Raw genomic sequence first — 23,765 nt, 5'->3', positions numbered from 1 at the left:
ATGCGTTCGCTCCACAGCATCGCAGCCGTCGACTCGCACACGGAGGGCATGCCGACCCGGGTCATCACGGGCGGCCTGCCGCTCGTGCCCGGCGACACGATGGCCGACAAGCGCGTGCACTTCGCGTCCGAGATGGACCACCTGCGCGAGCTGCTGATGCTGGAGCCGCGTGGACACTCGGCGATGAGCGGCGCGATCCTGATGCCGCCGACCCGGCCCGACGCGGACTGGGGCGTGCTGTTCATCGAGGTCAGTGGCCTGCTGCCGATGTGCGGTCACGGCACGATCGGCGTGGCGACGGTGCTGGTGGAGACGGGCCTCGTCGAGGTGACCGAGCCGGAGACGGTCATCCGCCTCGACGTCCCGGCGGGTCTCATCGAGGCCCGTGTACGTGTGCGCGACGGTCGGGCGGAAGCCGTCACCCTCCGCAACGTGGACTCGTTCCTCATGCGGACGGACGCGACCGTCGACGTACCCGGCCTGGGTGCGGTGACGTACGACCTCGCGTACGGCGGCAACTTCTACGCGATCACTCAGCTGGATGCTGTGGGCCTGCCGTTCGACCGGGCGCGCAAGGACGACATCTTGGATGCTGGGCTGCGAATCATGAGCGCTATCAATGACGTTGACCGGCCGACTCATCCGACCGAGTCCAGCATCGCCGGGTGCAAGCACGTGCACTTCGTGGCGCCTGGGTCGACGGCACGGCACTCCCGCCACGCGATGGCGATCCACCCCGGCTGGTTCGACCGCTCCCCCTGCGGCACCGGCACCAGCGCCCGGATGGCGCAGCTGCACGGCCGCGGCGAGCTGCCGCTGGACACCGAGTTCCGCAATGAGTCGTTCATCGGTCGACACTTCACCGGCCGGCTGATCGGCGAGACCGAGGTCGGTGGCTACGCGGCCGTCGTACCCGAGTTCACCGGCAGCGCGTGGATCACGGGCACCGCGACGTACCAGCTGGATCCGACCGATCCGTTCCCCCGCGGATTCGCGTTCTGAGCGAGCGCTGGCCGATCCGCTTGACCAGATCCACAACTTTGATGACAAGGAGCTCGTATGAGCCAGTCCGTCGATGACCTCCTCGAGGCCGCACGCAAGGCTGCCCGGCACCTCGCTCAAGAGCCGCTGACCGAGCGCGCCGACCGACTCGAACGGATCGCCGAAGCCCTCGAGTCCGACCGAGAAGCATTGGTCATGCTCGCTATCCGGGAGACGTATCTCGGGGAGCAGCGACTCAACGGCGAGCTCACCCGCACGACATTTCAGCTGCGGCTGCTGGCCGATGCCGTACGACAAGGCACGTTCCTGGACGTCCGTCTCGACCGGCCGGCCGCTGACTGGCCGAGCGGACCCCGCCCAGACCTCCGTCGTTATCGGGTGCCGCTCGGCCCCGTCGAGGTCTTCGCCGCGAGCAACTTCCCGTTCGCCTTCAGCGTCGCTGGTGGCGACACCGCGTCCGCACTCGCAGCGGGCTGCCCAGTCATTCTCAAAGGACACCCGGGGCATCCCGAGCTGACCTCCCGAACCGCCGCTCTGGTCGAGACTGCAGTCGACCTGCCAGGCGGCTTCGGCCTGGTGACCTCGGTGGGCGACGGTGTCGCCGTCCTGGAACACCCGCACCTTGCGGCCGCAGCGTTCACCGGATCCATCTCCGGCGGCCTCGCACTGGCTCGCATCGCGGCATCGCGCTCCGAACCCATCCCGTTCTTCGGCGAGCTGGGGAGCATCAACCCCGTCGTCGTCACCCCTCGGGCCGCAACCGAGCGTGCCTCGGACATCGCTGCGGGCTACGTCGGCTCGCTCACGTTGGGCGCGGGTCAGTTCTGCACCAACCCCGGCCTCCTGTTCGTGCCACGCGGCTCCGCTGTGCTCGGCGAGATCGCGGACCGACTGGCGGACGTGGCTCCGGCGCCCATGCTCAACGACCGGATCGCCAGCGGGTTTCACTCCGTCGCGGGCCAGATGGCCCAGGTCCCGGGCGTCACTGCACCGGTCGAACCGTCGGATCCGCTCTCACCCAGGCTCCTGACCTGCGACCTGCAGACCTTCGCGAGCTCGCCCGTGCTGCACGAGGAGGCGTTCGGTCCCCTCGGAGTGACGGTGACGTACGACGACCTGGACGACGTCGTACGCGAGATCGCCTCCCTGCCCGGCCAGCTCACCACGACCGTGCAGGCCGCGAGCGACGAGGCTGCCGAGCTCGCCGACCTGACGGGCGCTCTCGCTGCACGTTCGGGTCGGGTGCTCTGGAACCAGTGGCCGACGGGTGTCGCAGTCAGCGCTGCGCAGCAGCACGGCGGGCCGTTTCCGGCGACGACCGCACCGGGTACGACCTCCGTGGGCACCGCCGCGATCGACCGTTTCCTGCGGCCGGTCGCCTATCAGGGCTGGCCGCAGTCCGCGCTGCCCGCGCCGTTGCAAGACAGCAACCCGTGGGGCGTCCCGCAGAACATCGACGAGCGAACGACGTACGCCTAGAACTCAGTCCGCGATCGTTGGGGCGATCGGCGAGAAGAAGGGAATCCGCTCAGTGCTGTACGTGCCCCGCGTGAGGCGCGGGCGACTTGGTCCACCGCCGTCACCCAGACCAGCATCATGCTTGGGTCCTTCTCAATCGCCTTGACGCGCAATGGGTCCAAGTTGTCCGGCCCACCGCCCGAGGACGCCGTCAGGATGCATAGACCTTGTCCCGCGAGCGGGATCGGCTTGTCAGGGGCTCTTTCGGATCCGGTGCGCTCGACTTCTTGCTGCATCCGGCGCTCAGCACCAGGACGCAGGGCACCCTTGCGGCGACTCGTTGCTTTCTTCAGCACGCGAGACGGCTTGCTCCGAACCTGGCGAGGACCTTCGAGTAGCGGAATGAGATCAGTCGGGCGCGTTGAGTCTCCCTTGCCCGTCCTGCCGACCAAGCTATCCATGTGGGCCCGCACAGCACTGACTACGCGCAAGCACGGCGAACCCGTCACGACAGGGTGCGAGTCCGGTCGTGACGGGTTCGGACCGTCAGACGTCAGGCCGTTCCAGCCGCCGAGAACGCAACGCTTACCGGATACTTCAAGGAGTGCTTCGCTCCACCTACCTCGTAGTCGACGATCAAACTCCCAGCGAACGCCGGCGCGGTTACCCGTCGGAGGAGAATACTGACCTCCGTGACTGACGATCCTTTACGCTTTCCGCACTCGTCGGCAATCCTCGAACCTTTCACGGGCTGCCCACCTGGCTCGAGCGTAGGAGCGCCGACAGCATCTCTTTTGCCGTTCGGTGCCACCACACGCAACCGGGAATCTGAGACCACCGCTCCCGGATCACTGAATCGCACACCGGACAGGGTCGCAGGTTTCCCTCCAATGCACAGCGTGAAACTGGAAACGGAGACTTTCTCGCCTACGGCCGCGTTGCCCGAAACTTGGCCAGGCTGTGCTTTTCCAAATCCGCTTCCAGCTTCAAGAGAACCCGGCGCGGCCTTCTCATCGCTGCATCCACCAAGAGCAGCGATGAGAAGGCCGGCGAAAATCGCTCGGAGAACGCTCCTCACTAGCGATCTGCTCTGACATTGTAGGCGTCGAAGATGCCGGCCGAGCTTCCGGAACACATTCTGCCGCTGTAGTAGAAGTGGTACTGAATCCTCTGGGTGGTTGCCCAGCCGCTCTGAGCGGACATGTGAGCGCCCATGATGTTTCCGGTCCATGTGACCGAGCCACTCTTATTCGCGTACCTATCGAACGTCCAACCCGCCTTATACGGCGTGGAGTTCACGCACCACCCAACGGCGGCGGTGCCTGTCGTGTACGGCCCAGCCGTCGCCCTGATCGGGAAGGTAAATGACCCCGGCGTCCAGCTACCGTCGCACTTGCGCCCGTAGAGCCCATAGAGCCACTTGTTTCCAATGGCGCTGTTCCAGATGGTGAAGCCCGTGTCGTATCCCGTTCCGCTGGTCTTCGTTTGGGTGCCCGATGCGCCGAAGCTGCCATAGTCGCCACTCGCCGAGTATCCAGCCCCCATAGTATGACTCGAGGATGCCGACTGAATCACTCGTCCACGCGTCTGGGAGTCTGTCCACAGACGCGTGAAGTAGATGACGCTCTGCGGAAGGTCCTTGATCTTATAGAACTGACAGCTGGCCATGGGCTCGACCCCACCCGCCGACAAGTGAGTTTCTTTGATGTAGCGTCGCATCAGAGACGCCGCACGTGGCGATTGGACTGCCGTGCGACCCTTCATGTCCAGGGCGACCATTTTTGCCTTTGAAGTCGCGCCCGTCTTCGCCTTTCCACTCTGCGGAACGACAGGCTCATTCCAAACAGCAGTCGCTGCATCAGAAACAGCGGTGATCAGAAGATCGGGACTGCCGTCTGACGAGGTTGGCGCCTTCGTCTTTGAAATCTTGAGCGACCACTTTCCGCTCGAATCTGTTCGGGCCGATCCTACCAGCTTGACCGCAAACGACTTCGCAGACACATCCTCTGGCATCTGCTGGACAACGACGTCGACACCCGCCTGCGGGCGACCGGCGTTCGTCACAATTCCAGATGCGATCTCAAATTCTTCCGCCTGGCCTGACGATGCGTGCGCCGCGACAGGCGTCACAATGCCTGCCGTCGCCAATAGAAAAGCCCCACCAATACTGCCCATGCCTCTACTGATCATGTCTGACAGCTTTCTTCTCATGAGAAATCATGGAGTCGACAGGACGCATCCCCGCCTGTGTCGTCCCCCTGTCCCTCGGCTCCCTACCGAGGTAGCAGGACCATATCCGGGCCGATCGGACCGTGGGGACGTACGGGGACAACTTTCTTGGGCGACCCACGGCGTCCATGAGGGCATTGGCTACGACGGGGCCGAAACTAGGCCCCGTGCCATGGCCGACGTGTGGACCAGTGGTCCACCCTCGGAGGTGACAGGAGCCGCAAGCGAGCAGCCCTACACGGCAGCAGAACTGGCAGCCTCTCGGACAGCGCTGACCAGGGCCGCTGCCGCTCCCTGGCGACGGGACCGGGGAAGCACGTACAGGTCACGCAGCTGCCAGAACCGTCCCATGACCAGCGACGCAGGGACCGCATGGCCGGTCGCCAGGCCGATCGGAGGTGCATCCGCCGGCGAGCCCACTGATGCCGTGTAGACCGTGAGCATCTTCGACTGGACCATGTCGGTCAGCCAGCCGAGGGTGCGCTCGTCCCCGTCGGACGGCTGGCCGTAGTGGTGCCGGTACTGGTTGCGGCTCGTCTGACCGGTCGATGCTCATCAGTACTCACCAGGAGCTGGAGCCGCCGCCTCCGCCGCCACCACCGCTGAAGCCGCCACCACCGGAGAACCCGCCGCCACCGAAGCCGCTGCCGCCAGACGAACCGGGCGTGCTGACGAAGGTGCCGGACGCGACCGTGCCGAACGCGTCGACACCCTCGGCGATCCCGTTGAAGCTCGGGAAGCCGGTGCCCAACGGGATGTACCAGAGCGGCATGACCAGCGGTCGACCCGCGGCCTGAGCCGCCTCCGCGACGTTGCCAAAGGTTGAGGCCCACCGGTCGGCGATGCCGAACACGACGGCGTACGGCATGTAGCGGCTGAAGATCTGCTCGGCCTCCTCGAAGCGGATCTGGTTGGCCTCCGCGGTCTCGAGGTACTGACGGAAGCCGAGGCTCTGCGTGGTGACCGCGCTGCCGTCGGCCGTCTTGGCCGCCATGTGTCGACCCATCCACACCGTGATCAGGCCGGCGAGCACGAGGCCGATCGGGATGCCGATGGCCTGCCGCATGATCGCCGGCAGCACGAAGAAGCCGAGCACGCCCGCTCCGACGAGCAGGAATCCGACGGCCTTCCAGACGCCTCGGGTGGACTCCGGCGACTTCCGGAACCAGCCACGCTGCACGACCTCGTCGTACATCTGCTTCTTGGCCGATGCCAACGACACGTGGAACTTGTTCTTGAGCTCCGACAGCCGAATCGGGCTGCCACTGCTGAAGATTCCGCTCAGCACTGTGTTCTCGTACGACATCAGGCTCTCGCCCTGAGGCGGCTCGAGCCGGGTGAGCTCCCAGTCGGTCGTCTTGAACAGACCGCCCTTGTCGACCTCCTTCATCTGCAGGAAGCCGCGCACCGCGAGATCGATCACCGTGGCGCTGACGTCGACCGTGCCGGCGTCCTCGTCGATGAGTGTGCCCATGAGCCCGGGGCGGACGCCCTGAGGCGGCTGGAACTGCACTGGTACGGCCGGTCCCTTGCCGCGTACGACGGTCGCGTCCTGGCCGGCCAGCGGGGTCAGTCCGGGGACCGCCGAGGCATAGCGCTCGTCGCGGCCGCGCTTCCACAGCAGCAGTCCCATGCCGGAGGCCGCCAGCACCGGCAGGCCGACACCGGCACCGAGCGATACGCCTTGCAGCGCGCGCCGCTGCTCCGGCGTCAGGTTGTCGCCGAGCTTGCCTGAGTCACCCTTGTCGTAGGAGTCCGGGTTGCCTTGCTCCAGCTGGGGTTTGGTGTCGGTGAACCCGGCCTTGGGGAACGCCGCGACGACGGTGACCTGCTCGAAGCCCTGCAGGTCGGCCGCCGTGAAGGTCCCCGTCTGGCCTGGGGTCGACTGACACTGCTTGGCCTCCTTGGTGAGGCCGTAGTAGCAGGCGGTCTTGGTGACGCCGCCGGGTCCGTGGACGGTGATCTTGACCCGGTCGGTCGGGATCGAGGTCTGCGCACCGGTGACGTTCCAGTAGAGCTCGACGTGGTCGGGCTGGTCGTTGACGACGTGGCCGAGGGTGTACGAGACGTCGTACTTCTGCGTCCCGCTGACTGTCTCGTTCGGGTCGCCGATGCGGATCACCGTGTTGGCGCCGAGCTGCTGCCGATTCACGTCGGCGGGCGCTCCGGTCGGGCTGGAGGCCTTGATGTCGCTGATCGGGTACGCGCGGTACTTGCTGGGGTCCGGGTCGTAGCCCTGGGCCGTGATGATGTTGCGCTTGATCCCGTGCGAGTCGCCGCCGGCGAACTGCCAGGTCAGGTGCTCGGTGACCTTGACCGAGCCGTCCGGCTGCACCGCGTAGTCGGCCTCGAACGAGGTGATCCGCTCCCCCGTCGCCGCGTGTGCCGCGCCCACCGGACCAATCGTCAGCAGGGCCAGCACACCCAGCACAGCTGCTACCGCAGCCCACATCCGTCGCATGGCGCACAGACTGTCAGATGTCGGGTACGACGGCCGCCGGACCGCCCTGGTCGTTACCTCGCGACGGGAGGCTGCCGGCGTACGGACATCGCGCGCTCGGTCTCGCGGCGGTCCTGACGCTCCTTGAGCGACTGCCGCTTGTCGTACTGCTTCTTGCCCTTGGCCAGCGCGATCTCGACCTTGACCTTGCCGTCCTTGAAGTACAGCGACAGCGGGATCAGCGTGTGGCCGGACTCCTGGCTCTTGCGGATCAGCTTGTCCATCTCGTGGCGATGCATCAGCAGCTTGCGCCGCCGCCGCGCCGAATGATTGGTCCAGGTGCCCTGCAGGTATTCGGGGATGTGCACACCCTCGAGCCACAGCTCGCCGTTGTAATCGGTGGCATATCCGTCGACGAGCGACGCGCGGCCCATCCGCAGCGACTTCACCTCGGTGCCCATGAGCACCAGGCCGGCCTCGACGGTGTCCTCGATGAGGTAGTCGTGCCGGGCCTTCTTATTGTTCGCAATCACCTTGTTGCCTTGTTCCTTGGGCATGGTCACGCCTCCCTCCACGAGTACTGGTGCTGCCGTACGGCGTCCGCACGGCAGCGACCCAGGTTACCCAGAGCAACGCCTGGGCTCCCAATGGATTCCCTGGGGCTAGCCGATCCAGCCTGCAGGGTTGACGTAACGGCCGTTGGCCAGGACCGCGAAGTGCAGGTGGCAGCCGGTCGAGCGGCCGGTCGAGCCGACCCGGCCGATGAGCTGGCCCTTGGTGACGTGGCCGCCCCGGACGACGAAGGCGCTGAGGTGCTCGTACTGCGTCGCCAGGTTGGTGCCGCTGACCCGGCCGTGGTCGATCACGATGTTGTTGCCGGCGATCGAGTTGGTGCTCGCCTCGATGACGTCGCCGGCGGCAGCGGCATAGACCGGTGCGCCGCAGCCGAAGTGGAAGTCCGAGCCGGCGTGCAGCAGCCAGATACCCAGGATCGGGTGCAGCCGGTAGCCGAAGGCCGAGGTGATCTGGCTCTTGGGCCGTGGGCCGGTGAGGAAGTGGCCGTCGCTGCCGGTCGGTGCGGGTGCGTCCTTGGGATTCGACTTGGCGCGAGCCTTGGCGCGCGCATCGAGGACGCGCTGCAGACGACCCGACTCGCCCTTGAGCCAGGCAAGGTCCTTGATCTCCTTGTCCTTCTTACGCTTCAGATCTCCCGCGGCCTTGGTCTGCGACTTCTGCAGGTTGTCCAACGAGGTCTTGGCGCGCCCGGCGCTGTCGCGAGCCTTCTTGGCCCGGACCACGCCGCCCGCCGCTTTGCGCTTGAGATCGGCGACCTGCTTGCGGATCGCCGTGAGCCGGTTGCCGGTGGCCTTGCCGGCCGACTTCTCTCCGGACAGGTTGCGCAGCACCCCACTCTGCTGACGCAGCACGATGTCGGCCAGAGAGAGGTTGTCGGTGACATCACTGCGGCCGGACGTGAGGACGTCGAGAGTGAGCTCGAGGCGTCCCATGCCGCCCTGCATGTAGCTGCGCCGTGCGAGCCCGCCGACCAAGGTCTTGGTGCGGCCCTGAGCCTTCGTGTTGTCGCTGAGCGACTTGACGTTCTTGCCCTCGTTGGCCTGCGCGACCTTGAGCTTGCCGCCGATGTCCTTGTTGTACTTGTTGGCCGCCCGCAGCTCACCCTCGGCCTTGGTCAGCGTCGTGCGGGCGGTTCCGACGCGCTTGTTGGTCGCCGCGAGCGTGGTCAGCGCTGTGCGCAGATCCTTGGAGACGATCTCGAGGTCTTCCTGGGACGTGCCGATCTGCCCGTCGATCTTCTTCTTGCGCGCGCCCGGGTCGTCGGCCATCGCCGAGCCGCCCACGCCGAGCAGCAGGCCGGAGACGATGACGCCCGCCGTCGCGCGGCGTACTCGTGATGCTCCGGTCATGACAGCTCCTTGTCCTCGTAGACCTTAGACACGCAGATATCGACGCAACGTGATCCATGAGGTGACGACGGCGAGCACCAGCCCGCCGACGGCGAGCCACGGCGTGATCAGCCAGACGTCATGCTCGCCGATCAGACTCACCAGACCCCCGCCGCCCGGGTCGTTGTCGAACAGACCCGAGATGCCGTAGTGCACCATCGCCCACAGCAGCCCGATCGCCAGTGCTGCCCCGACCATCGTCGCTAGCACGGTCTCGACGACGAACGGGAGATAGATGACCGTGGACGAGGCGCCCACGAGCCGCATGATCCCGACCTGACGTCGACGGGTGAACGCCACCTGCCGAATCGTGGTGGTGATCAACAGGATCGAGCAGATGAGCATGATGACGGCGAGCGCCACAGCACCGATAGAGAGCACGTTGAGCAGGTTGAAGAACGTGTCCAGCACCTTGCGCTGGTCGCTGACCGTCTCCACGCCTGGAGCACCGTCGAATGCAGAGACGACCTCACCGAACCGCGTCGGATCCGACAGCTTGACCCGGAACGACTCCGGCATCGCGCTCTTGTCGATGCTGCCGAGGTAGGGGCTGTTGCGGAACTGCTCCTGGAACCTGGTGAACGCCTGGTCCGAGCTCTCGAAGTAGACCTTCTCGACCAGCGGCTTGAGGCTGTCCAGGTCGCGGCGGATCTGATCGCGCTGGGTGGCCGTCACGGCACCGTCGGCGCACGAGGGAGAGTCCGTCGACTGCGCGGTGCACAGGAAGATCGAGACCTGGACCTTGTCGTACCAGTAGCCCTTGGCGGTGCTGACCTGGCGCTGAGCGAGCAGGCCGGAGCCGAGGAAGAACAGCGACACCATCGACACGAGGATCACCGAGATGATCATCGAGGCGTTGCGACGCAGCCCGTTGGCGATCTCGCTGAGCATGAACTGCAGTCGCATCAGCGGTCACCCTCGGGGTCGACCGCGCCTTCGTGGGCCTCCGGCGGGAGCGCGCTGCGTACGTCGGTGCCGTAGCCACCGATCGCCTCGTCGCGTACGACCCGCCCGGACTCCAGCTCGACGACCCGCTTCTGGAACTGGTCGACGATTCCGTGGTCGTGGGTGGCGACCAGCACCGTGGTGCCGGTCTTGTTGATGCGCTCGAGGAGCTTGACGATGCCGACGCTGGTCTCGGGGTCGAGGTTGCCGGTGGGCTCGTCGGCCAGCAGGATCGCCGGCTTCTTGACCACAGCGCGGGCGATTGCGACCCGCTGCTGCTCGCCACCGGAGAGCTCGTGCGGCATCCGGCCGGCCTTGCCGTCCAGGCCCACCAGGTCGAGGGTCTCGGGCACGGTCTGCTTGATCTGGTGACGTCGACGGCCCAGCACCTGCAGCACGAACGCGACGTTCTGGTAGACCGTCTTGTTCTCCAGCAACCGGAAGTCCTGGAACACCACGCCGATCCCGCGGCGCAGCGCCGGCACCTTGCGGTCGGGCAGCACGCCGAGGTCGCGGCCGGCCACGAGCACCTGCCCCGAGGACGGGACCTTCTCGTGGATCATCATCCGCATCAGGGTCGACTTGCCCGACCCCGAGGCACCGACGACGAAGACGAACTCACCACGTTCGATGTCGAGAGTCACGTCATCCAGAGCGGGTTCGCTCTGCTTGTCGTAGCGCATCGTGACGGCGTCGAAACGGATCATCGGGCGGCGGCAACCTCGCTGGCTCGTGGGCAGATGTACTACTGCCCTGGCAGGCGTACGCCACGGTAGGCCGCGAGAGGTGGACTACGAGAGTCGCCACGCCGACCAGGTACGAGACTCAGGCGTACGGGTCGGTCACCTCGCGCAGCCGGGCGAGGATCCTGGTCAGCGTGGCGACATCTCTCGCACCCAGGTGCTGGGTCCACTCCTCCTCGACCTGCCGCTCGAGCCGACGGGCCGCCGCCACCGCCGCCTGACCGCGGCCGGCCACCCGTACGAGCCGGGCTCGGGCATCGGTCGGGTCGGCGACGCGCTCGACGTAACCGACTCGTTCGAGCTGATTGACCAGGAAGACGGCCGTCTGCTTGGTCACGCGCGCCTGCTCGGCCAGGTCGGTGATCCTGCTGCCCGCGGGTGCGATTCTCTGGAAGACCCGGCTTTGGGCCAGAGTCACATCGTCGAAGCCGGCGTCGGCCAGCCCCTCCATCACACGGGTCTCCATGGCGCGGTGCGCGATGAAGCAGAGTACGCCGACACTGGGTTGATCGATGGCCTCAGGCACGCGGCTAACCCCTTGACATTAGTCAGATCTTCGAACCATTATGGTTCGAAGATCGTACTTTATCGAGCGGGGCAAGTCATGGATGAGGACCGCATCTGGGCCGCGATCGATCAGGAACGTCAGAGCCTGGCCGACCTGCTGGACGACCTGAGTCCGGACGAGTGGCAGGCGGGCTCACTGTGCGAGCACTGGACCGTCCGCGACGTCGGTGCGCATCTCACGCTCGCGCACACGTCCACGCCGACCGCGCTGCGCGAGATGGTGCGGGCGCGCGGCAGCGTCAATCGGATGATTCATGACACCGCCGTACGCCACCGTCCGCCGCTCCACGACCTAAGCCGCAGCCTGCGGTCCATGGTCGGCTCGCACAGAACCGCACCGGGCATCACGTCCTTGGAGCCCTTGATCGACGCCCTCGTGCACGGCCAGGACATCGCGCTCCCGCTGGGTCGCACTCGCCCCGTCCCACCCGAGCCCGCGGCAGCTGCGCTCGAGCGGGTCTGGACGATGGGATGGCCCTTCCACGCACGTCGCCGGCTGAACGGCGTACGTCTCATCGCCACGGATGCCGACTGGTCCGCGGGCTCTGGCTCCGAGCTGCGCGGTCCGGCGGGAGCGGTGCTCCTGCTCGCGACAGGGCGGCGCCCTGCCGCGCTTCGGACGCTCGAAGGCCCCGGCCGAGACTGCGTGGGCTGAGGATCATCGCGACGGCTCGATGTTGTGGTTGCGACAGAACACGTTGCCCGGGTCGTACGCCCCCTTGATCTTCGCCAGCCGCTCGTACGTCGCGGGCGGGTACGCGGCCGCCGTGTCTTCCGGCGTCGCAGAGCCGAGGAAGCCGACGTACGCGCCCTCACCGAGCTCCGCGAGCGCGGGCCAGAAAGCCATGGCCTCGTCCCGGAGCTGCGCCGGCGCACCCACCGGCAGCATCGTCCCGGTCACCAGCAGAGCCTCCGCGTCGCGATGGGCGAAGGCGGTCTCGTCGGGACGGACCCGGCCGACCGCGCCACCGAGGCTGCGCAGGATGAAAGCCGTTGGTCCCTGACCGAACGACTCGTGCAGCGCGGCGACGACGTCGTCGTTCACCTCGCGGACGAAGGTGTTGCGCACCAGCATCTGCACACCTTCCGGCTGCGACTCCTCCACGAGGACGTCGGCGTAGGGGCGGACCGAGACGTCGTCGTCGAGGACGGTCCCGAGCGCGCGCAGCGGCTGGAGCGCCGCGTCGGCTGCGGCGGCATCCGCCGACGCGAAGCACACTGCGACGTTGGCCAGCGCCGGTCGGCCCATCATCGGCGGCAGCATCATCAACGTGCTCGTGAGTCGCTCGTCGCTGTCCCGCATCGCCTCACTCCAGTCGGTGACGATGCGTGCCACGTTGTCCAGCTCAAGGGTGATCGTGCCGAAGTGCACGTCGGTGACGGCCTGCGCGATCACCTCGAAGGCCACGACCACACCGAAGTTGCCACCGCCGCCCTGCAGCGCCCAGAAGAGGTCCGGGTGGCTCTCTGCGGTCGTGCGCACCAGGTCACCGTCGGCCGTGACCACCTCGGCGGCGACGAGGCTGTCGATGGCCAGGCCGTAGCGCCGCGCCATCCAGCCGATGCCGCCACCCAGCAGGAGGCCGCCGACACCGACGCTCGCGGTGTCACCGGCGGTGATCCCGAGACCGTGACCACGCAGCTCGTCGGCCACCTGACCCCAGGTCGCGCCGCCCTCGATCCGCACCAGCCAGTCCTCGTTCAGGACCTCGACCCGGTCGAGCGCGGACAGATCGATCAGCATGCCCTCGTGGTGGCTGCTCAGGCCGGCCATGCTGTGTCCGCCGGAGCGCACGGTCAGGGCCAGACCGGCGTACGACGCCTGCCGGACTGCCGCCGCGACCTCACCTGCATCACGCGGCCGGACGATGAGATCCGTTGTGCCCGTGGCGAATACGGCGCGGGAGGCATCGGCGTATCCCGCATCCTGCGGGGCGAGCACCTCTCCCATGCCGAGCTCCGTCGGGTCGGGTGCAGTCGCTTGCGTGGTCATGCTGACTCCTTCGTCGGGGTGGCCGGTGTCACGCGCTCAACGCTGGTCGAGGTCGACCCCGAAGTCCTCCCCCAGGAGAGGACACCTGGCGCGCCTCCTCAGGGCCTGGTCCGGAGGGCTGAGTGCTGCCGCTGACGTACAGATGACGTACTCCCTGTGGAGGATGTGACATGCGGGCGCCGCGCCTAGGGTTCTGGATGTGCGTACAGACCTCGGACGGAAGCGGCTCTACGCCGCCGGACTGCTTCTCTCGGAAGTGGTCACGGTGGTGGCGTTCCGGCAGTGGCACGTGAAGGTTCAGGCGATCGAGGCGCGAGCCGTCGAGGCTGAGCGCGCCCAGGAGGAAGCAGCACGCCGAGCGGACGACGAGCGGTTGCGGATCGCCCGCGAGCTGCACGACTCGTTGACCCACAGCATCTCGGTGATCAAGGTGCACGCCGGCGTCGCGACCCACCTGGCGCGCAAGCGCGGCGACGAGGTGCCCGCCTCCCTCGTCGCCATCGAGGAGGCTGCCGGCGACGCCGCGCGCGAGCTGCGGGAGACGCTGACCGTGCTCCGCGGCGTGGACGCCACCAACGGGCACGGCCTGGACGCACTCCCCCAGCTCGTGGACCGCGCGACGTCCGCCGGCCTGCGCACGCACGTCACGACACTCGGACGCCGAGGCGAGCTGCCTCCCGAGGTGGACCGCGCGGCGTACCGGATCGTGCAGGAGTCGCTGACCAACGTGTCGCGGCACGCCGGCGCGACCTCGGCCCGCGTGACAGTCACCTACAGCAGCACTGCCCTCACCGTTCAGGTGGACGACGACGGCAACGGCTGCCCTGGCGGTACGCCGACTCCCGGCCTCGGTCTGATCGGGATGCGTGAGCGTGCGACGGCGCTCGGAGGCCGCCTCGTGGCGCAGGGTCGACCAGACGGTGGGTTCACCGTGCGGGCCGAGCTGCCCACGGAATGCTGATGATTCGCGTTCTGCTGGTCGATGACCAGACGCTCATCCGCACCGGCCTCCGCGCCCTGCTCGACGCCGAGGACGACCTCGAGGTCGTGGCTGAGGCGGACAACGGTGCCCGAGCGGTCGAGCTCGCCGCAGAGCTGGTGCCGGACCTGGTGCTGATGGATGTGCAGATGCCCGTCATGGACGGCATCGAGGCGACGCGGCGAATCGTCAACAACGACAACCTTTCTCGCGTGCGCGTCATCGTGCTGACCAACTACGGCCTCGACGAGTACGTCTTCAACGCGTTGCGCGCCGGCGCGAGCGGCTTCCTCGTCAAGGACACCGAGCCCGCTGACCTGCTGCAGGCACTACGGGTGGTCGCAGACGGCAACGCGCTGCTCTCACCGGCGATCACTCGGACGCTGATCAGCGAGTTCGTGTCCAGGCCACCGGCATCGGTGTCGACCGCGGGCCTGCAGCACCTGACGCCGCGCGAGCGCGAGGTCGTGGCTCTGGTCGGCCAGGGCCTGTCCAACGACGAGATCGCCGAGCACATGGTGGTCAGCCCGACCACGGCCAAGACGCACGTCAGCCGGTCGATGACCAAGGTGCACGCCCGAGACCGTGCCCAGCTGGTCGTGTTCGCCTACGAGACCGGGCTGGTCCTGCCGAGGTCCGCACCGGGCGACTGAGCCAGGAACGGCCGAATCATGGGCAGTACCAGGTCAGCTCGAATGACCTCGGTGTGCTTCGTGCCGGGCAGGATGGCCAGCTGGGCGTCAGGCAGCAGCTGCTTCATCTCGACGGCATGCTCGAGCCGGATGAAGTCGGTGTCGCCGATGATGATCAGCACCGGCATGGTGATCTGGGCGAGCTGCTCTGGGGTCCACGGCTCAAACTCGTGGACGGCAGGCTGGATCTTCTCCATGAACGGGAAGAAGTCGTCCCGGTTGGGCGCGACCTCGTCGTACGCCCGGTGCATCGCGTCGAAGTTGGCCTCGGTCGGGAGCCGCGGGGAGTTCTGCTCGGGTCCGGTGATCTCCGGGTAGTACGCGTCCGGGCGGAAGTGCGCTGCCGCCAGCACGAGGCGGCCGACCCGCTCGGGGTGGCGCGTGGCGATGTCGGTCGAGACCAGGCCGCCCAGGCTGTAGCCGAAGAAGTCAGCCTGCTGGTGGCCGAGCTGGTCGAGCAGCGCCAAGACGTCGTCGGCGCACTGCCGGATGGTGAACGGCCGGTCGCTGTCGGCGGTGTGGCCGTGCCCCTGCAGCTCGATGCCGATCACGTGACGGTCGGCGGTGAGCTCGGGCAGCAACGCGTCGAAGCTCAGGTGGAAGGTGAGCACGCCGCCGTGCAGCATGACGAGCGGCGGCCCGGGGTTGTCGGCGCCGTGGACCTCGTAGTAGAGGTCGATGCCGTTGACCGATGCGTACTCGCCCATTCGTGCAGCCCCTTCCGGCCGGTCGGCCTAGGAGGCGTTGTCGCGCTCCTGGCCGCGCTTCCAGCGGATGCCAGCCTCGATGAAGCCGTCGATGTCGCCGTCGAACACCGCGTCAGTCTTGCCGACCTCGTGCTCGGTGCGCAGGTCCTTGACCATCTGGTAGGGGTGCAGCACGTAAGACCGCATCTGGTCACCCCAGCTGGCCTTGATGTCGCCGGCCAGCTCTTTCTTCTCCGCGGCCTCTTCCTGCTTCTTGAGCAGCAGCAGGCGGGACTGCATGACGCGCAGGGCCGCGGCGCGGTTCTGGATCTGGGACTTCTCGTTCTGCATCGACACGATCGTGCCGGTCGGGATGTGCGTCATCCGCACGGCCGAGTCGGTCGTGTTGACCGACTGCCCACCCGGGCCGGACGAGCGGAACACGTCGATCTTGAGCTCGTTCTCGGGGATCTCGATCGAGTCGGTCTGCTCGATCAGCGGCACGACCTCGACCGCGGCGAACGACGTCTGCCGCCGGCCCTGGTTGTCGAACGGGCTGATCCGCACGAGGCGGTGCGTGCCTGCCTCGACCGACAGGTTGCCGTAGGCGTAGGGCATGTTGATCTCGAAGGTGGCGCTCTTGAGGCCGGCCTCCTCGGCGTACGACGTGTCCATCACCTTGGTGGGGAAGCCATGCCGCTCGGCCCAGCGCAGGTACATCCGCATCAGCATCTCGGCGAAGTCGGCGGCGTCGACGCCACCGGCCCCGGCGCGGATCGTGACGACGGCCTCGCGCTGGTCGTACTCGCCTGCGAGCAGTGTGCGGACCTCGAGCTCGCCGACGGCCTTCTTGACGGACGCCAGCTCCTTCTCGGCCTCCGCCATCGTCTCGGCATCGTCCTCTTCCTGCCCCATCTCGACCAGGGTCTCGAGATCCTCGATCCGCTGGTCCATGCCCTCGACACGGCCCAGCTCGGCCTTCGCGCGGGACAGCTTGCTGGTGACCTGCTGCGCCTTCTCGGGGTCGTCCCAGAGGTCGGGCGCGCCGGACTGCTCCTCCAGCTCAGTGATCTGGCTGCGCAAGGAGTCCAGGTCGCTCACGTCACGGACGGTGCCCATGGTGGTGCGCAGGTCCTTGATCTCAGCGGGGAAGTCAACAGCCACAAACGGTGAGCCTACGCGGTCAGCCACCAGCCGGCGTACGCCGCCGCTCGCCTCCCGGTCGTGGAGGGCTTTGCGTGGCTACTGTTGGGGAGATGAGTCGGGTCACGGCCACGGCCGCCTGCGGGGTTCTTGCACTGACGCTGATCGGCGCCGCGCCCGGCGCGTCCTTCGGGTCCGGCCCTCCTCGCACCGTTGCCGCCGCCGACATCCCGCTCCCGCCGGCCGGGCGAGCCAACATCGGCTACTCGGTCGTGACCCAGGGGTCGTACGACGCCGCCGGGCAGCTCGTCCTCGTCGCCCCTGATGGTGGTCACCGAGCCCTCGGAGCGACGCGCGCGAACGAGCAGGTGCTGGACACCAGCACGGACGCGCGGACCGTCCTGACCGTGACGCCGCTGACCTACCCGCGGCAGTCGATCACGACCTGGAACCTCGGGGCCGGCACCAAGACGTCGTTCGCCATCGGCGCCACGACGTCGATCGCGTTGGTGAGCGGCGGCATCCTGACCGTGGACTATGGCACGGGCACCACTCGCGTGCGCTCGACTACGAACGGCGCTGTCATCCGGACCTATCCGACGGTCGCCGGGCAGGCGGAAGCGGCGGTCACGCCGGACGGCTCGACCGTGCTGCAGCGCGTGACTGCGGGCACGGCCGTCCGCTCCGCTGCGACCGGTGCGGTCACACGCACGGTGGCGGACCCAGCTGGGCACTGGTGCTTCCCGCGCCGGCTGTGGGACTCGACGTCCGCTGTCCTCTCGTGCGAGAGCACCGATCCGGCACTCCCCCGCCAGTACCGCGTCGTGCTGAGCACGGGCGCCACGTCGGCGGTGACACCGGCGGGCGCATCCGCGGTCTGGAACACCACTCCGCTGCGCGTGGTCAGCATCCCGGAGGCCACGGGCATCCCGAACTACGTGGGTTACGTCGATGCCGGCGGGCTCAGGGGACTCAACCTGCCGGGTGAGCCGGACGACCCGCACCACCGCTTGACGGGCGCCCGTGGCTCGTCGATCTACGTCTTCTGGAACGGCGAGACCGGCACCCCGAGCCTGCGCCGCTACGACCTGTCGACCAAGGCGCTGACGTCACTGATCGGCCCGGGCTCGTTGTCGCCGGCACCGATCACCAGCGGCCGCACCATCGACGCCCTGAGCTAGGACGCCTTCACGATCACGACATACCAACGTGATTCGCTGTCGACCCACGTCATCGGCCACGTGACGATCTTGCCCTTCCACTGGAGCTGCAGCGATCCGTGTCCTCGCGTCTCGGCGGTCACCGAGACGTCCCTGGTCGACAGGCCAGCGCCGCCGTAGGTCGCCATGGTGGCTCGTAGGTCGGCCTGTGGTGCCGGCCGCACCTCTCCGGTGCCCATGGACAGTTTGGCCAATGCGTCGTCGTTCTTCGCGTTGAGGGCCTCAACGAACTTCTTGCCCGCCTTCTCCGCTCCCTGGACGGTGGGCGACTGGTCGCTGCAGCCCGTCAGCGCTGCTGATGCGACCACTCCATAGAGCACGCAGACGACCGATCGACGAGTGAAGTCATTCATGCGGCGAACCGCCTCGATTCATTGGTTGGCCGCCGGCGAGAGGGCGACGCTCACGGGGTAGGTCAAGGAATGCTTCGCGCCGCCCGACTCGTAGTCGACGATCAAGCTGCCGGAGAACGCCGCCGCACTGACTCGTCGGAGAAGAATGCTGACCTCCGGAGCGGAGGATCCTTTGTGGTGCCCGCACACGACCTCGATCCTGGCGCCCTTGATGGCGCGCCCGCCGGGCAGGAGTGTGGCCGCGCCGACCCCATCTCCTTGGCCGCCCGGCGCCACCACCCGCAGACGAGAGTCGACGATCACCGCTCCGGGGTCGCTGATCCGAAGGCCAGACAGCGTGGCGGGACCTCCAGCAACACAGATCGGGAAGCTCGCAATGGAGACCTTCTCGCCCACCACCGCATGACCGGATACTCCTCCAGGAATGACCGCGCTGTCGCCTCCTGCCCGCAGAGAACCGGGCGCCGCTATGTCAAGACCGCAGGAAGCGAGTGCCGCAACCAGAAGGGCGGCGAGGACCGCTCGGGACACTGTCTTCACGGTCACCCGCCCACGTCTGCGCGGGCGCGGGACTCGACGGTGATCGAGATGTCGGCGTCGAAGAACGACATGAAGCCTCCGAGTAGTGGTGGTCGTACGTTTCCGCGCAGCCGGACCACTGCCGTACGTCCGTCCGTGGTGCCCGTGCCGCCGATCAGTCCCCAGCTGGTGATGTGCGCGGGCTTCTTCTGCTGGGCCAGGCTGCTGCCGGCCACCGTCCCGACCGAGCGATCCGTCAGGCGCAGGTTGGACCCGACTCCCTGCTGATAGACAGTCGGGTCGTCGATCGCATCCGCAGCGTCGACAGCCGCGGCGTCCGCGACATCGATCAGGTGCATGCGTGACAGCTGAACGGCCGTCACATCGACACCACCCATCACGAGGATGCCGAGCAGCGCGAACAGACCCACGATGAGGATCGAGATCCGGCCGTCGTCGCCACGCCCCGGGCGCGCCCACAGCCGGCTCACCGCTTGGCTCCGAATCGGTCGACCTTCTCGGCGTGGTCAGCACTCACCGTGATGCTCGTCGGCAGCACACCGGACAGCAGATCCGGGATGAGCGGCAGTCGGACCTCCACCTCGGCGTACGTCCGCACCGTCGCGTCCCGCGTCAGGCAGGGCGATGCGTCGCACGAGACACGCACCGACCCTCGGCCCCCAAAACCCTGATCCTGGAACGCCATTCGGGCAGATGCCTGCGCCCGCCCTGCAGCCTCGTCCTCCGTCGACGCCGTCACGAAGGTGCGGCCCGCCTCCCTCGAGGCTGCTGCGACGGCGTACGTTCCGGCCTGCAGGCGTGCCAGCGCCACGATGAGGTAGAACACCGGCAACGTCATCAGCACACCGAGCACGACGAACTCGATGACCGCGGTGCCGCGGTCCCGACGAGCGCGAGCGTGCAGGCGTACCAACGCCTTCGGCAGCAGAGTCACTGGTCCTCCGCGTAGGCGCGCCCGCTGACCTTGAGCTCGCCGCCCGGCCCGAACGGGCCGAACACAGGCATCGGGGCAACGACCGTGACGCGTACGACCGCCGCGCCACCTTCCGTGGTCCGCGTCGCGCTGACGTGACGCGCGAAGCGGCCGGACAGGCTGGTCCGGATGAGCTGACGCGCGCGGTCCGCCCCCTGTCCCGGCGAGCTGTCGGCACGAGCGCCGTAGCGGGCACCTTCGCTCGCATGGGCGATCAAGGTGTTGCGCACGTGCAGCGCGAAGCCCAGCTGGAACGCCGCCATGAACAGCACGATCACCAGGGTGCTGACCATCGCGAATTCAGCGACGGCAGAACCACGTTCGCGCCGTCGACGGCCCTCAGCGCTGGCCTCGGCCCACCGACCGAGGGGTCGGGTCACGGGCCGGAGACGCCGTTGACCGCGTCGCTGAACATGCGCTTCAGAGCAGGACCGGCGATGGCCCACAACCCGGTCACGAGTCCGGCGGTCATGATGGTGATCAGGACCCATCCGGGCACATCCCCGCGATCACGCTCGGCGTGCGCCGTGAAGCGGTGGCGTGCGGTGAGCATGGTGCGAGCGAGGCGGTCGCTCAGGGTGCGGTTGGTCTGCATCTTTCCTCCGATGAAGTTGGTACGTCACATGATTGGTGGTCTGTATCAGCCGGTCACAGCGACAGCCTGAGCTCGTTGAGTCCTGGATAGACCGCGAACAAGATCGTGACTGGCAGGACGAGGAAGACGACAGGAATCATCATCGCGATCTCGCGCTTGCCGCCCTCCTCGATCAGGAGCTGCTTGCTGGCGTCTCGGGCGTCCTGGGCCTGGGCGCGCATCACATCCGCAAGCGGCGTCCCACGTTCGACAGCAACGACGATGCCGTCGACAAACCTGGCGAGGCTGGCGATGCCGGTGCGATCAGCCAGTCCTTGCAGAGCCTCCGGCAAGGTCGCGCCGGCTCGGGCGTCGGCCAGGCATCGGCCCAGCTCACCGGACAGCTCACCCGACGAGAGTCGGGCCACCCGATCCAAAGCGGCCGCCGCACCTTCGCCAGCCGTGACCGCCAGCGCCAGCATCTCTGCGACAGAAGGGAACTCGGCCAGGATGCGCTCCTCGCGGCGCCGCGCTGCTCGAGTCAGCGCCTGGTCTCGAGCGACGATCCCTCCCATCACCGACACGACCACGAGCGCGAGTGCGCTGACCAGTGAGGCGCCGTCGCTCATCCAGCGCAGTGAGCCGATGACGGCAGCGGCCAGACCGGCGAGCACGCCCCACAGGGCCTGCTGTGCACGGAAGCCCTCGACGTCGGTGGGCTGCCCTGCCCGCTCCAGGCGCCGGCGTACGGACACCGCACCGCCGAGCGTCGAGTCGACAGCGGCACCCAGGCGGTGCAGCAGTGGCGCAAGCAGGTGATGCACCCCGAGATCCGCCTGCCCGGAGGCCAGCAGCCGCGAGGGCCGCGGACTGTCCCTGATGTAGGGCTCGACCCGAGTCATCAGATCGGGCCGGCGCCGCATCGGCAGACCGCGGTAGACGAGCAGGATGCCGACCCCGAGGGCCGCGCCCAGCAAGGCACCGGGCCACGACCACGCGAGCGCACTCATCGGAGCACCCGGACTTCCTCGGGCAGCTGACCGATCCGCCGCATGATCCGGTAGGCAGCGAACGACACCGCGCCACCGACCAGCAGCACCATCACGCCGGCCGGCTCGCGGTAGACCGACAGTGAGTCTCCCCTGGTCGCGAGCATGGCGAGGACGACCCATGGAGCGGCGAGGGCCAGCCGAGCTGCGTTGATGGTCCAGCTCTGCCGTGCCTCGAGCTCGGCGCGGGTGCGAGCGTCCTCGCGCAGGAAGGTCGACAGGGTCCTCAGCAGGCGGCCGAGGTCAGTGCCACCGACCTCCCGTGCGATCCGCAAGGACTCGATGAGCCGATCCGCCACCGGGTCGCTGAGACGGGACTTCAGGCTGTCCAAGCAGTCCTGGAAGCGACCGGTCGTGCGGTAGTCCTGCGCGAAGTCGGCGAAGGCCGGTCGCAGCTCTTCGGGACCACGGACCGCGAGCTGGCTCAGGGACTCCGGCAGGGCCAGGCCGGCTCGCACAGCGGAGGCGATGTGGTCGACCACGTCGGGCCACACCTCACGCAGCTGGCTACGTCGACGACGGGCTCGCGACTTCACCAGGCCAACGGGTGCGTAGCCCGCCGCCGCGGCCGCTCCGAGTCCGAGCGGCGCAACTCCCGTGACGGCCAGCACGAGCGCGCCGACGACGAAACCCGTTGCGGCGCAAGCCAGGAGGAGCCGAGTGACGGTGAGGGACAGCATGCCGGCCTGCACGATCTCGTCGTGAAGACGGTCGGCGTAGGTCGGTTTGCGGGTCTCGACCTGCTTCGCCGTCTGCGGCCAGCACGACCACCACACGCAGAACAGCCCGAGCCCCAGGACGAGGCCCAGCAGCGCGCCCGTCATGCGACATCCCGGAGCAGCTCGATGGCGTCGTACCCGGCTCGTTCGAAGCGGTCCTGGTGCGGCGGGAAGCCGTCGCCGCGGACCAGCCGACCACCGCGGGTCACGAACAGCTCAGCGAGCTCGACCACGTCTCCCTCGGCGCGGCCGGGCACCGCGACGATCTCGCGGACGCGGCGGCGGCCGTCACGTTCGAGGGCGATCTGCACCACGATGTCGACCGCGCTCGCGACGGTGGGGACCACGAACCGGCTGCTCACGTTGGAGCCGGCCAGCAGCGGCAGCGTGCACATCTTGATGACGGCCTCGCGAGCGCTGTTGGCGTGGATCGTGCACATCCCAGGCAGACCGCTGTTGAGCGCGATGAGCAGGTCCAGGCTCTCTTCCTGGCGGACCTCGCCGACGATGATCCGCGACGGTCGCATCCGCAACGCCTCCTTGACGAGGCGACGAAGCGGGATCTCACCGGTGCCCTCGAGGCTGGGCTGCCGGCACTGCATGGCCGCCCAGTCGCGCAACGGGAGCTTGAGCTCGAAGACCTCCTCGCACGACACCACCCGCTCGTTGGAGGGGATGGCGGCGCCAAGGCAGTTGAGCATGGTGGTCTTGCCGGCTTGAGTCCCGCCCGCGACCAGGATGTTGAGGCCGGAAGCCACACAGGCTGAAAGGAATCGGGCCGCCGGCTGGGTGAGCGTGCCCATCCGCACCAGGTCCTCGAGACCATGTGCACGGACCACGAACTTGCGGATGTTGACCATCCAGTGAGCCCGTGTGACATCGGGAATCGCGACGTGCAGCCGCGACCCGTCCGGGAGCGCCGCGTCGACGAAGGGCGAGGACAGGTCGATCCGGCGGCCGGACGGCTTGAGCATCCGCTCGACGAGGTACTTGACCTGCTCGTCGGTGAGGATCGTCGGCGTGAGCTCGGCGACGCCGTCACGAGCGACGAACACCCGTGCCGGCTCGTTGATCCAGATCTCCTCGATCGTCGGATCGTCCAGGTAGGGCTGCAGCGGGCCGTAGCCCACGACCGCGTCGAGCACGGCTCTCGTCGCGACATCCCGGTCGGCCAGCGGGACGAGCCCGCCGTGCAGGCTGCGCTCCTCGTAGTCCTGTACGACCTCGCGGACGAGGGCGCGCAGCTCGCCGTGATCGCGCCCCGGGTCGAGCCGTTGCCGACGGATCAGCTCACGGACCTCGCCCTCGATGAGCTGGATCCCCTCCATGCGCGCCCCACTCCCTGTCGTGCCCCCTGCAGGCGACGTCCGCGGCTATGAAAGTCACCCGGAGACGCCCGTGGCGGTATGCACAGGGGTCTTTACTCAGCCTTGACCAATCACAGACGGTGACGTGACCATTCGGGTCGCTTCTCGGTAGTTGTCCACAGGCACCTC

General features: G+C 67.7%; 26 protein-coding genes. 6 read left to right on the top strand and 20 right to left on the bottom strand.

Annotated elements, in window-relative coordinates:
* On the top strand, positions 1-1,002 hold the full coding sequence (locus VV02_RS10975; protein WP_052591593.1) for a proline racemase family protein: 1,002 nt from the start codon (positions 1-3) through the stop codon (positions 1,000-1,002).
* 57 nt (positions 1,003-1,059) lie between these two features.
* A complete protein-coding gene (locus tag VV02_RS10970) occupies positions 1,060-2,481 on the top strand; it encodes an aldehyde dehydrogenase (NADP(+)) (protein WP_052591592.1) in 1,422 nt (473 codons plus the stop codon).
* A 1,056-nt stretch (positions 2,482-3,537) separates the two neighbouring features.
* Here VV02_RS10970 and VV02_RS26400 read toward each other — a convergent pair.
* The 8 genes from VV02_RS26400 to VV02_RS10930 form a co-directional block, all read right to left on the bottom strand.
* Complete coding sequence (locus VV02_RS26400; RefSeq protein ID WP_157063365.1) at positions 3,538-4,650, bottom strand: hypothetical protein; 1,113 nt, start codon at positions 4,648-4,650, stop codon at positions 3,538-3,540.
* Between the two features lie 273 nt (positions 4,651-4,923).
* Positions 4,924-5,148 (bottom strand): GNAT family N-acetyltransferase, encoded by a 225-nt coding sequence (locus tag VV02_RS10960; RefSeq protein ID WP_052591590.1) that lies wholly within the window; start codon positions 5,146-5,148, stop codon positions 4,924-4,926.
* A 103-nt stretch (positions 5,149-5,251) separates the two neighbouring features.
* Positions 5,252-7,150 (bottom strand): DUF2207 domain-containing protein, encoded by a 1,899-nt coding sequence (locus tag VV02_RS10955; RefSeq protein WP_083450075.1) that lies wholly within the window; start codon positions 7,148-7,150, stop codon positions 5,252-5,254.
* A gap of 53 nt (positions 7,151-7,203) precedes the next feature.
* Positions 7,204-7,686 (bottom strand): SsrA-binding protein SmpB, encoded by a 483-nt coding sequence (smpB, locus tag VV02_RS10950; protein ID WP_052596850.1) that lies wholly within the window; start codon positions 7,684-7,686, stop codon positions 7,204-7,206.
* Between the two features lie 105 nt (positions 7,687-7,791).
* Positions 7,792-9,054: a peptidoglycan DD-metalloendopeptidase family protein gene (locus VV02_RS10945; RefSeq protein ID WP_052591588.1), complete on the bottom strand. Its 1,263-nt coding sequence runs from the start codon at positions 9,052-9,054 to the stop codon at positions 7,792-7,794.
* 24 nt (positions 9,055-9,078) lie between these two features.
* Positions 9,079-9,999: a permease-like cell division protein FtsX gene (ftsX, locus tag VV02_RS10940; protein WP_052591587.1), complete on the bottom strand. Its 921-nt coding sequence runs from the start codon at positions 9,997-9,999 to the stop codon at positions 9,079-9,081.
* Entirely contained in the window at positions 9,999-10,745 is a 747-nt protein-coding gene (gene ftsE / locus VV02_RS10935) for a cell division ATP-binding protein FtsE (RefSeq protein WP_052591586.1), read from the bottom strand. Before ftsE ends, ftsX begins: the two co-directional genes overlap by 1 nt.
* Before the next feature lie 118 nt (positions 10,746-10,863).
* A complete protein-coding gene (locus VV02_RS10930) occupies positions 10,864-11,307 on the bottom strand; it encodes a MarR family winged helix-turn-helix transcriptional regulator (RefSeq protein WP_245633051.1) in 444 nt (147 codons plus the stop codon).
* Positions 11,308-11,385: 78 nt separating this feature from the next.
* Here VV02_RS10930 and VV02_RS10925 point away from each other — a divergent pair, with 78 nt between their 5' ends.
* Complete coding sequence (locus tag VV02_RS10925) at positions 11,386-12,003, top strand: maleylpyruvate isomerase family mycothiol-dependent enzyme (RefSeq protein ID WP_052591585.1); 618 nt, start codon at positions 11,386-11,388, stop codon at positions 12,001-12,003.
* 3 nt (positions 12,004-12,006) lie between these two features.
* Here the strand turns inward: VV02_RS10925 and VV02_RS10920 are convergent, their stop codons facing one another.
* Positions 12,007-13,341: an FAD-binding oxidoreductase gene (locus tag VV02_RS10920; protein ID WP_052591584.1), complete on the bottom strand. Its 1,335-nt coding sequence runs from the start codon at positions 13,339-13,341 to the stop codon at positions 12,007-12,009.
* A 199-nt stretch (positions 13,342-13,540) separates the two neighbouring features.
* Between VV02_RS10920 and VV02_RS10915 the strand changes: the two genes are divergently transcribed.
* Positions 13,541-14,302 (top strand): sensor histidine kinase, encoded by a 762-nt coding sequence (locus VV02_RS10915; protein ID WP_052591583.1) that lies wholly within the window; start codon positions 13,541-13,543, stop codon positions 14,300-14,302.
* The gene (locus VV02_RS10910) at positions 14,302-14,973 is read left to right on the top strand and encodes a response regulator (protein ID WP_052596842.1); all 672 of its coding nucleotides are present in this window, start codon (positions 14,302-14,304) and stop codon (positions 14,971-14,973) included. The genes VV02_RS10915 and VV02_RS10910 overlap by 1 nt, the downstream gene beginning before the upstream one ends.
* On the opposite strand, the gene VV02_RS10905 is transcribed toward VV02_RS10910, so the two are convergent.
* Positions 14,928-15,719: an alpha/beta fold hydrolase gene (locus VV02_RS10905; RefSeq protein WP_052591582.1), complete on the bottom strand. Its 792-nt coding sequence runs from the start codon at positions 15,717-15,719 to the stop codon at positions 14,928-14,930. The two genes, VV02_RS10910 and VV02_RS10905, sit on opposite strands and share 46 nt — an antisense overlap.
* A gap of 27 nt (positions 15,720-15,746) precedes the next feature.
* Positions 15,747-16,862 carry a peptide chain release factor 2 gene (prfB, locus tag VV02_RS10900; RefSeq protein WP_052596840.1) on the bottom strand — a complete coding sequence of 372 codons (1,116 nt, stop codon included), beginning with the start codon at positions 16,860-16,862 and terminating at the stop codon, positions 15,747-15,749.
* A gap of 92 nt (positions 16,863-16,954) precedes the next feature.
* Between prfB and VV02_RS10895 the strand changes: the two genes are divergently transcribed.
* Positions 16,955-18,022 carry a hypothetical protein gene (locus VV02_RS10895; protein ID WP_052591581.1) on the top strand — a complete coding sequence of 356 codons (1,068 nt, stop codon included), beginning with the start codon at positions 16,955-16,957 and terminating at the stop codon, positions 18,020-18,022.
* On the opposite strand, the gene VV02_RS10890 is transcribed toward VV02_RS10895, so the two are convergent.
* The 9 genes from VV02_RS10890 to VV02_RS10850 are packed head-to-tail and all read right to left on the bottom strand — an operon-like array spanning position 18,019 to position 23,597.
* On the bottom strand, positions 18,019-18,414 hold the full coding sequence (locus VV02_RS10890) for a hypothetical protein (protein ID WP_052591580.1): 396 nt from the start codon (positions 18,412-18,414) through the stop codon (positions 18,019-18,021). The genes VV02_RS10895 and VV02_RS10890 overlap by 4 nt on opposite strands.
* 18 nt (positions 18,415-18,432) lie before the next feature.
* A complete protein-coding gene (locus VV02_RS10885; protein ID WP_157063364.1) occupies positions 18,433-18,960 on the bottom strand; it encodes a hypothetical protein in 528 nt (175 codons plus the stop codon).
* Positions 18,957-19,424, bottom strand: a complete 468-nt coding sequence (locus tag VV02_RS10880) for a pilus assembly protein TadG-related protein (RefSeq protein ID WP_052591578.1) — start codon at positions 19,422-19,424, stop codon at positions 18,957-18,959. Before VV02_RS10880 ends, VV02_RS10885 begins: the two co-directional genes overlap by 4 nt.
* The gene (locus tag VV02_RS10875) at positions 19,421-19,888 is read right to left on the bottom strand and encodes a TadE/TadG family type IV pilus assembly protein (RefSeq protein WP_245633050.1); all 468 of its coding nucleotides are present in this window, start codon (positions 19,886-19,888) and stop codon (positions 19,421-19,423) included. The genes VV02_RS10880 and VV02_RS10875 overlap by 4 nt, the downstream gene beginning before the upstream one ends.
* Positions 19,885-20,307, bottom strand: a complete 423-nt coding sequence (locus VV02_RS27120; protein ID WP_281177300.1) for a TadE family protein — start codon at positions 20,305-20,307, stop codon at positions 19,885-19,887. The genes VV02_RS10875 and VV02_RS27120 overlap by 4 nt, the downstream gene beginning before the upstream one ends.
* Positions 20,304-20,522, bottom strand: coding sequence for a hypothetical protein (locus VV02_RS27115; protein WP_052591577.1), 219 nt, complete (start codon positions 20,520-20,522; stop codon positions 20,304-20,306). Before VV02_RS27115 ends, VV02_RS27120 begins: the two co-directional genes overlap by 4 nt.
* 53 nt (positions 20,523-20,575) lie before the next feature.
* On the bottom strand, positions 20,576-21,511 hold the full coding sequence (locus VV02_RS10860; protein ID WP_052591576.1) for a type II secretion system F family protein: 936 nt from the start codon (positions 21,509-21,511) through the stop codon (positions 20,576-20,578).
* Positions 21,508-22,374 carry a type II secretion system F family protein gene (locus tag VV02_RS10855; RefSeq protein ID WP_052591575.1) on the bottom strand — a complete coding sequence of 289 codons (867 nt, stop codon included), beginning with the start codon at positions 22,372-22,374 and terminating at the stop codon, positions 21,508-21,510. The genes VV02_RS10860 and VV02_RS10855 overlap by 4 nt, the downstream gene beginning before the upstream one ends.
* Positions 22,371-23,597: a TadA family conjugal transfer-associated ATPase gene (locus tag VV02_RS10850; protein ID WP_052591574.1), complete on the bottom strand. Its 1,227-nt coding sequence runs from the start codon at positions 23,595-23,597 to the stop codon at positions 22,371-22,373. The genes VV02_RS10855 and VV02_RS10850 overlap by 4 nt, the downstream gene beginning before the upstream one ends.
* Positions 23,598-23,765: the final 168 nt, after the last annotated feature.

Origin of the sequence: Luteipulveratus mongoliensis, assembly GCF_001190945.1 — a bacterium.
In the GTDB taxonomy this organism is placed as follows: Bacteria; Actinomycetota; Actinomycetes; order Actinomycetales; family Dermatophilaceae; genus Luteipulveratus; species Luteipulveratus mongoliensis.
This window is presented reverse-complemented; position numbering and strand designations above follow the sequence as displayed.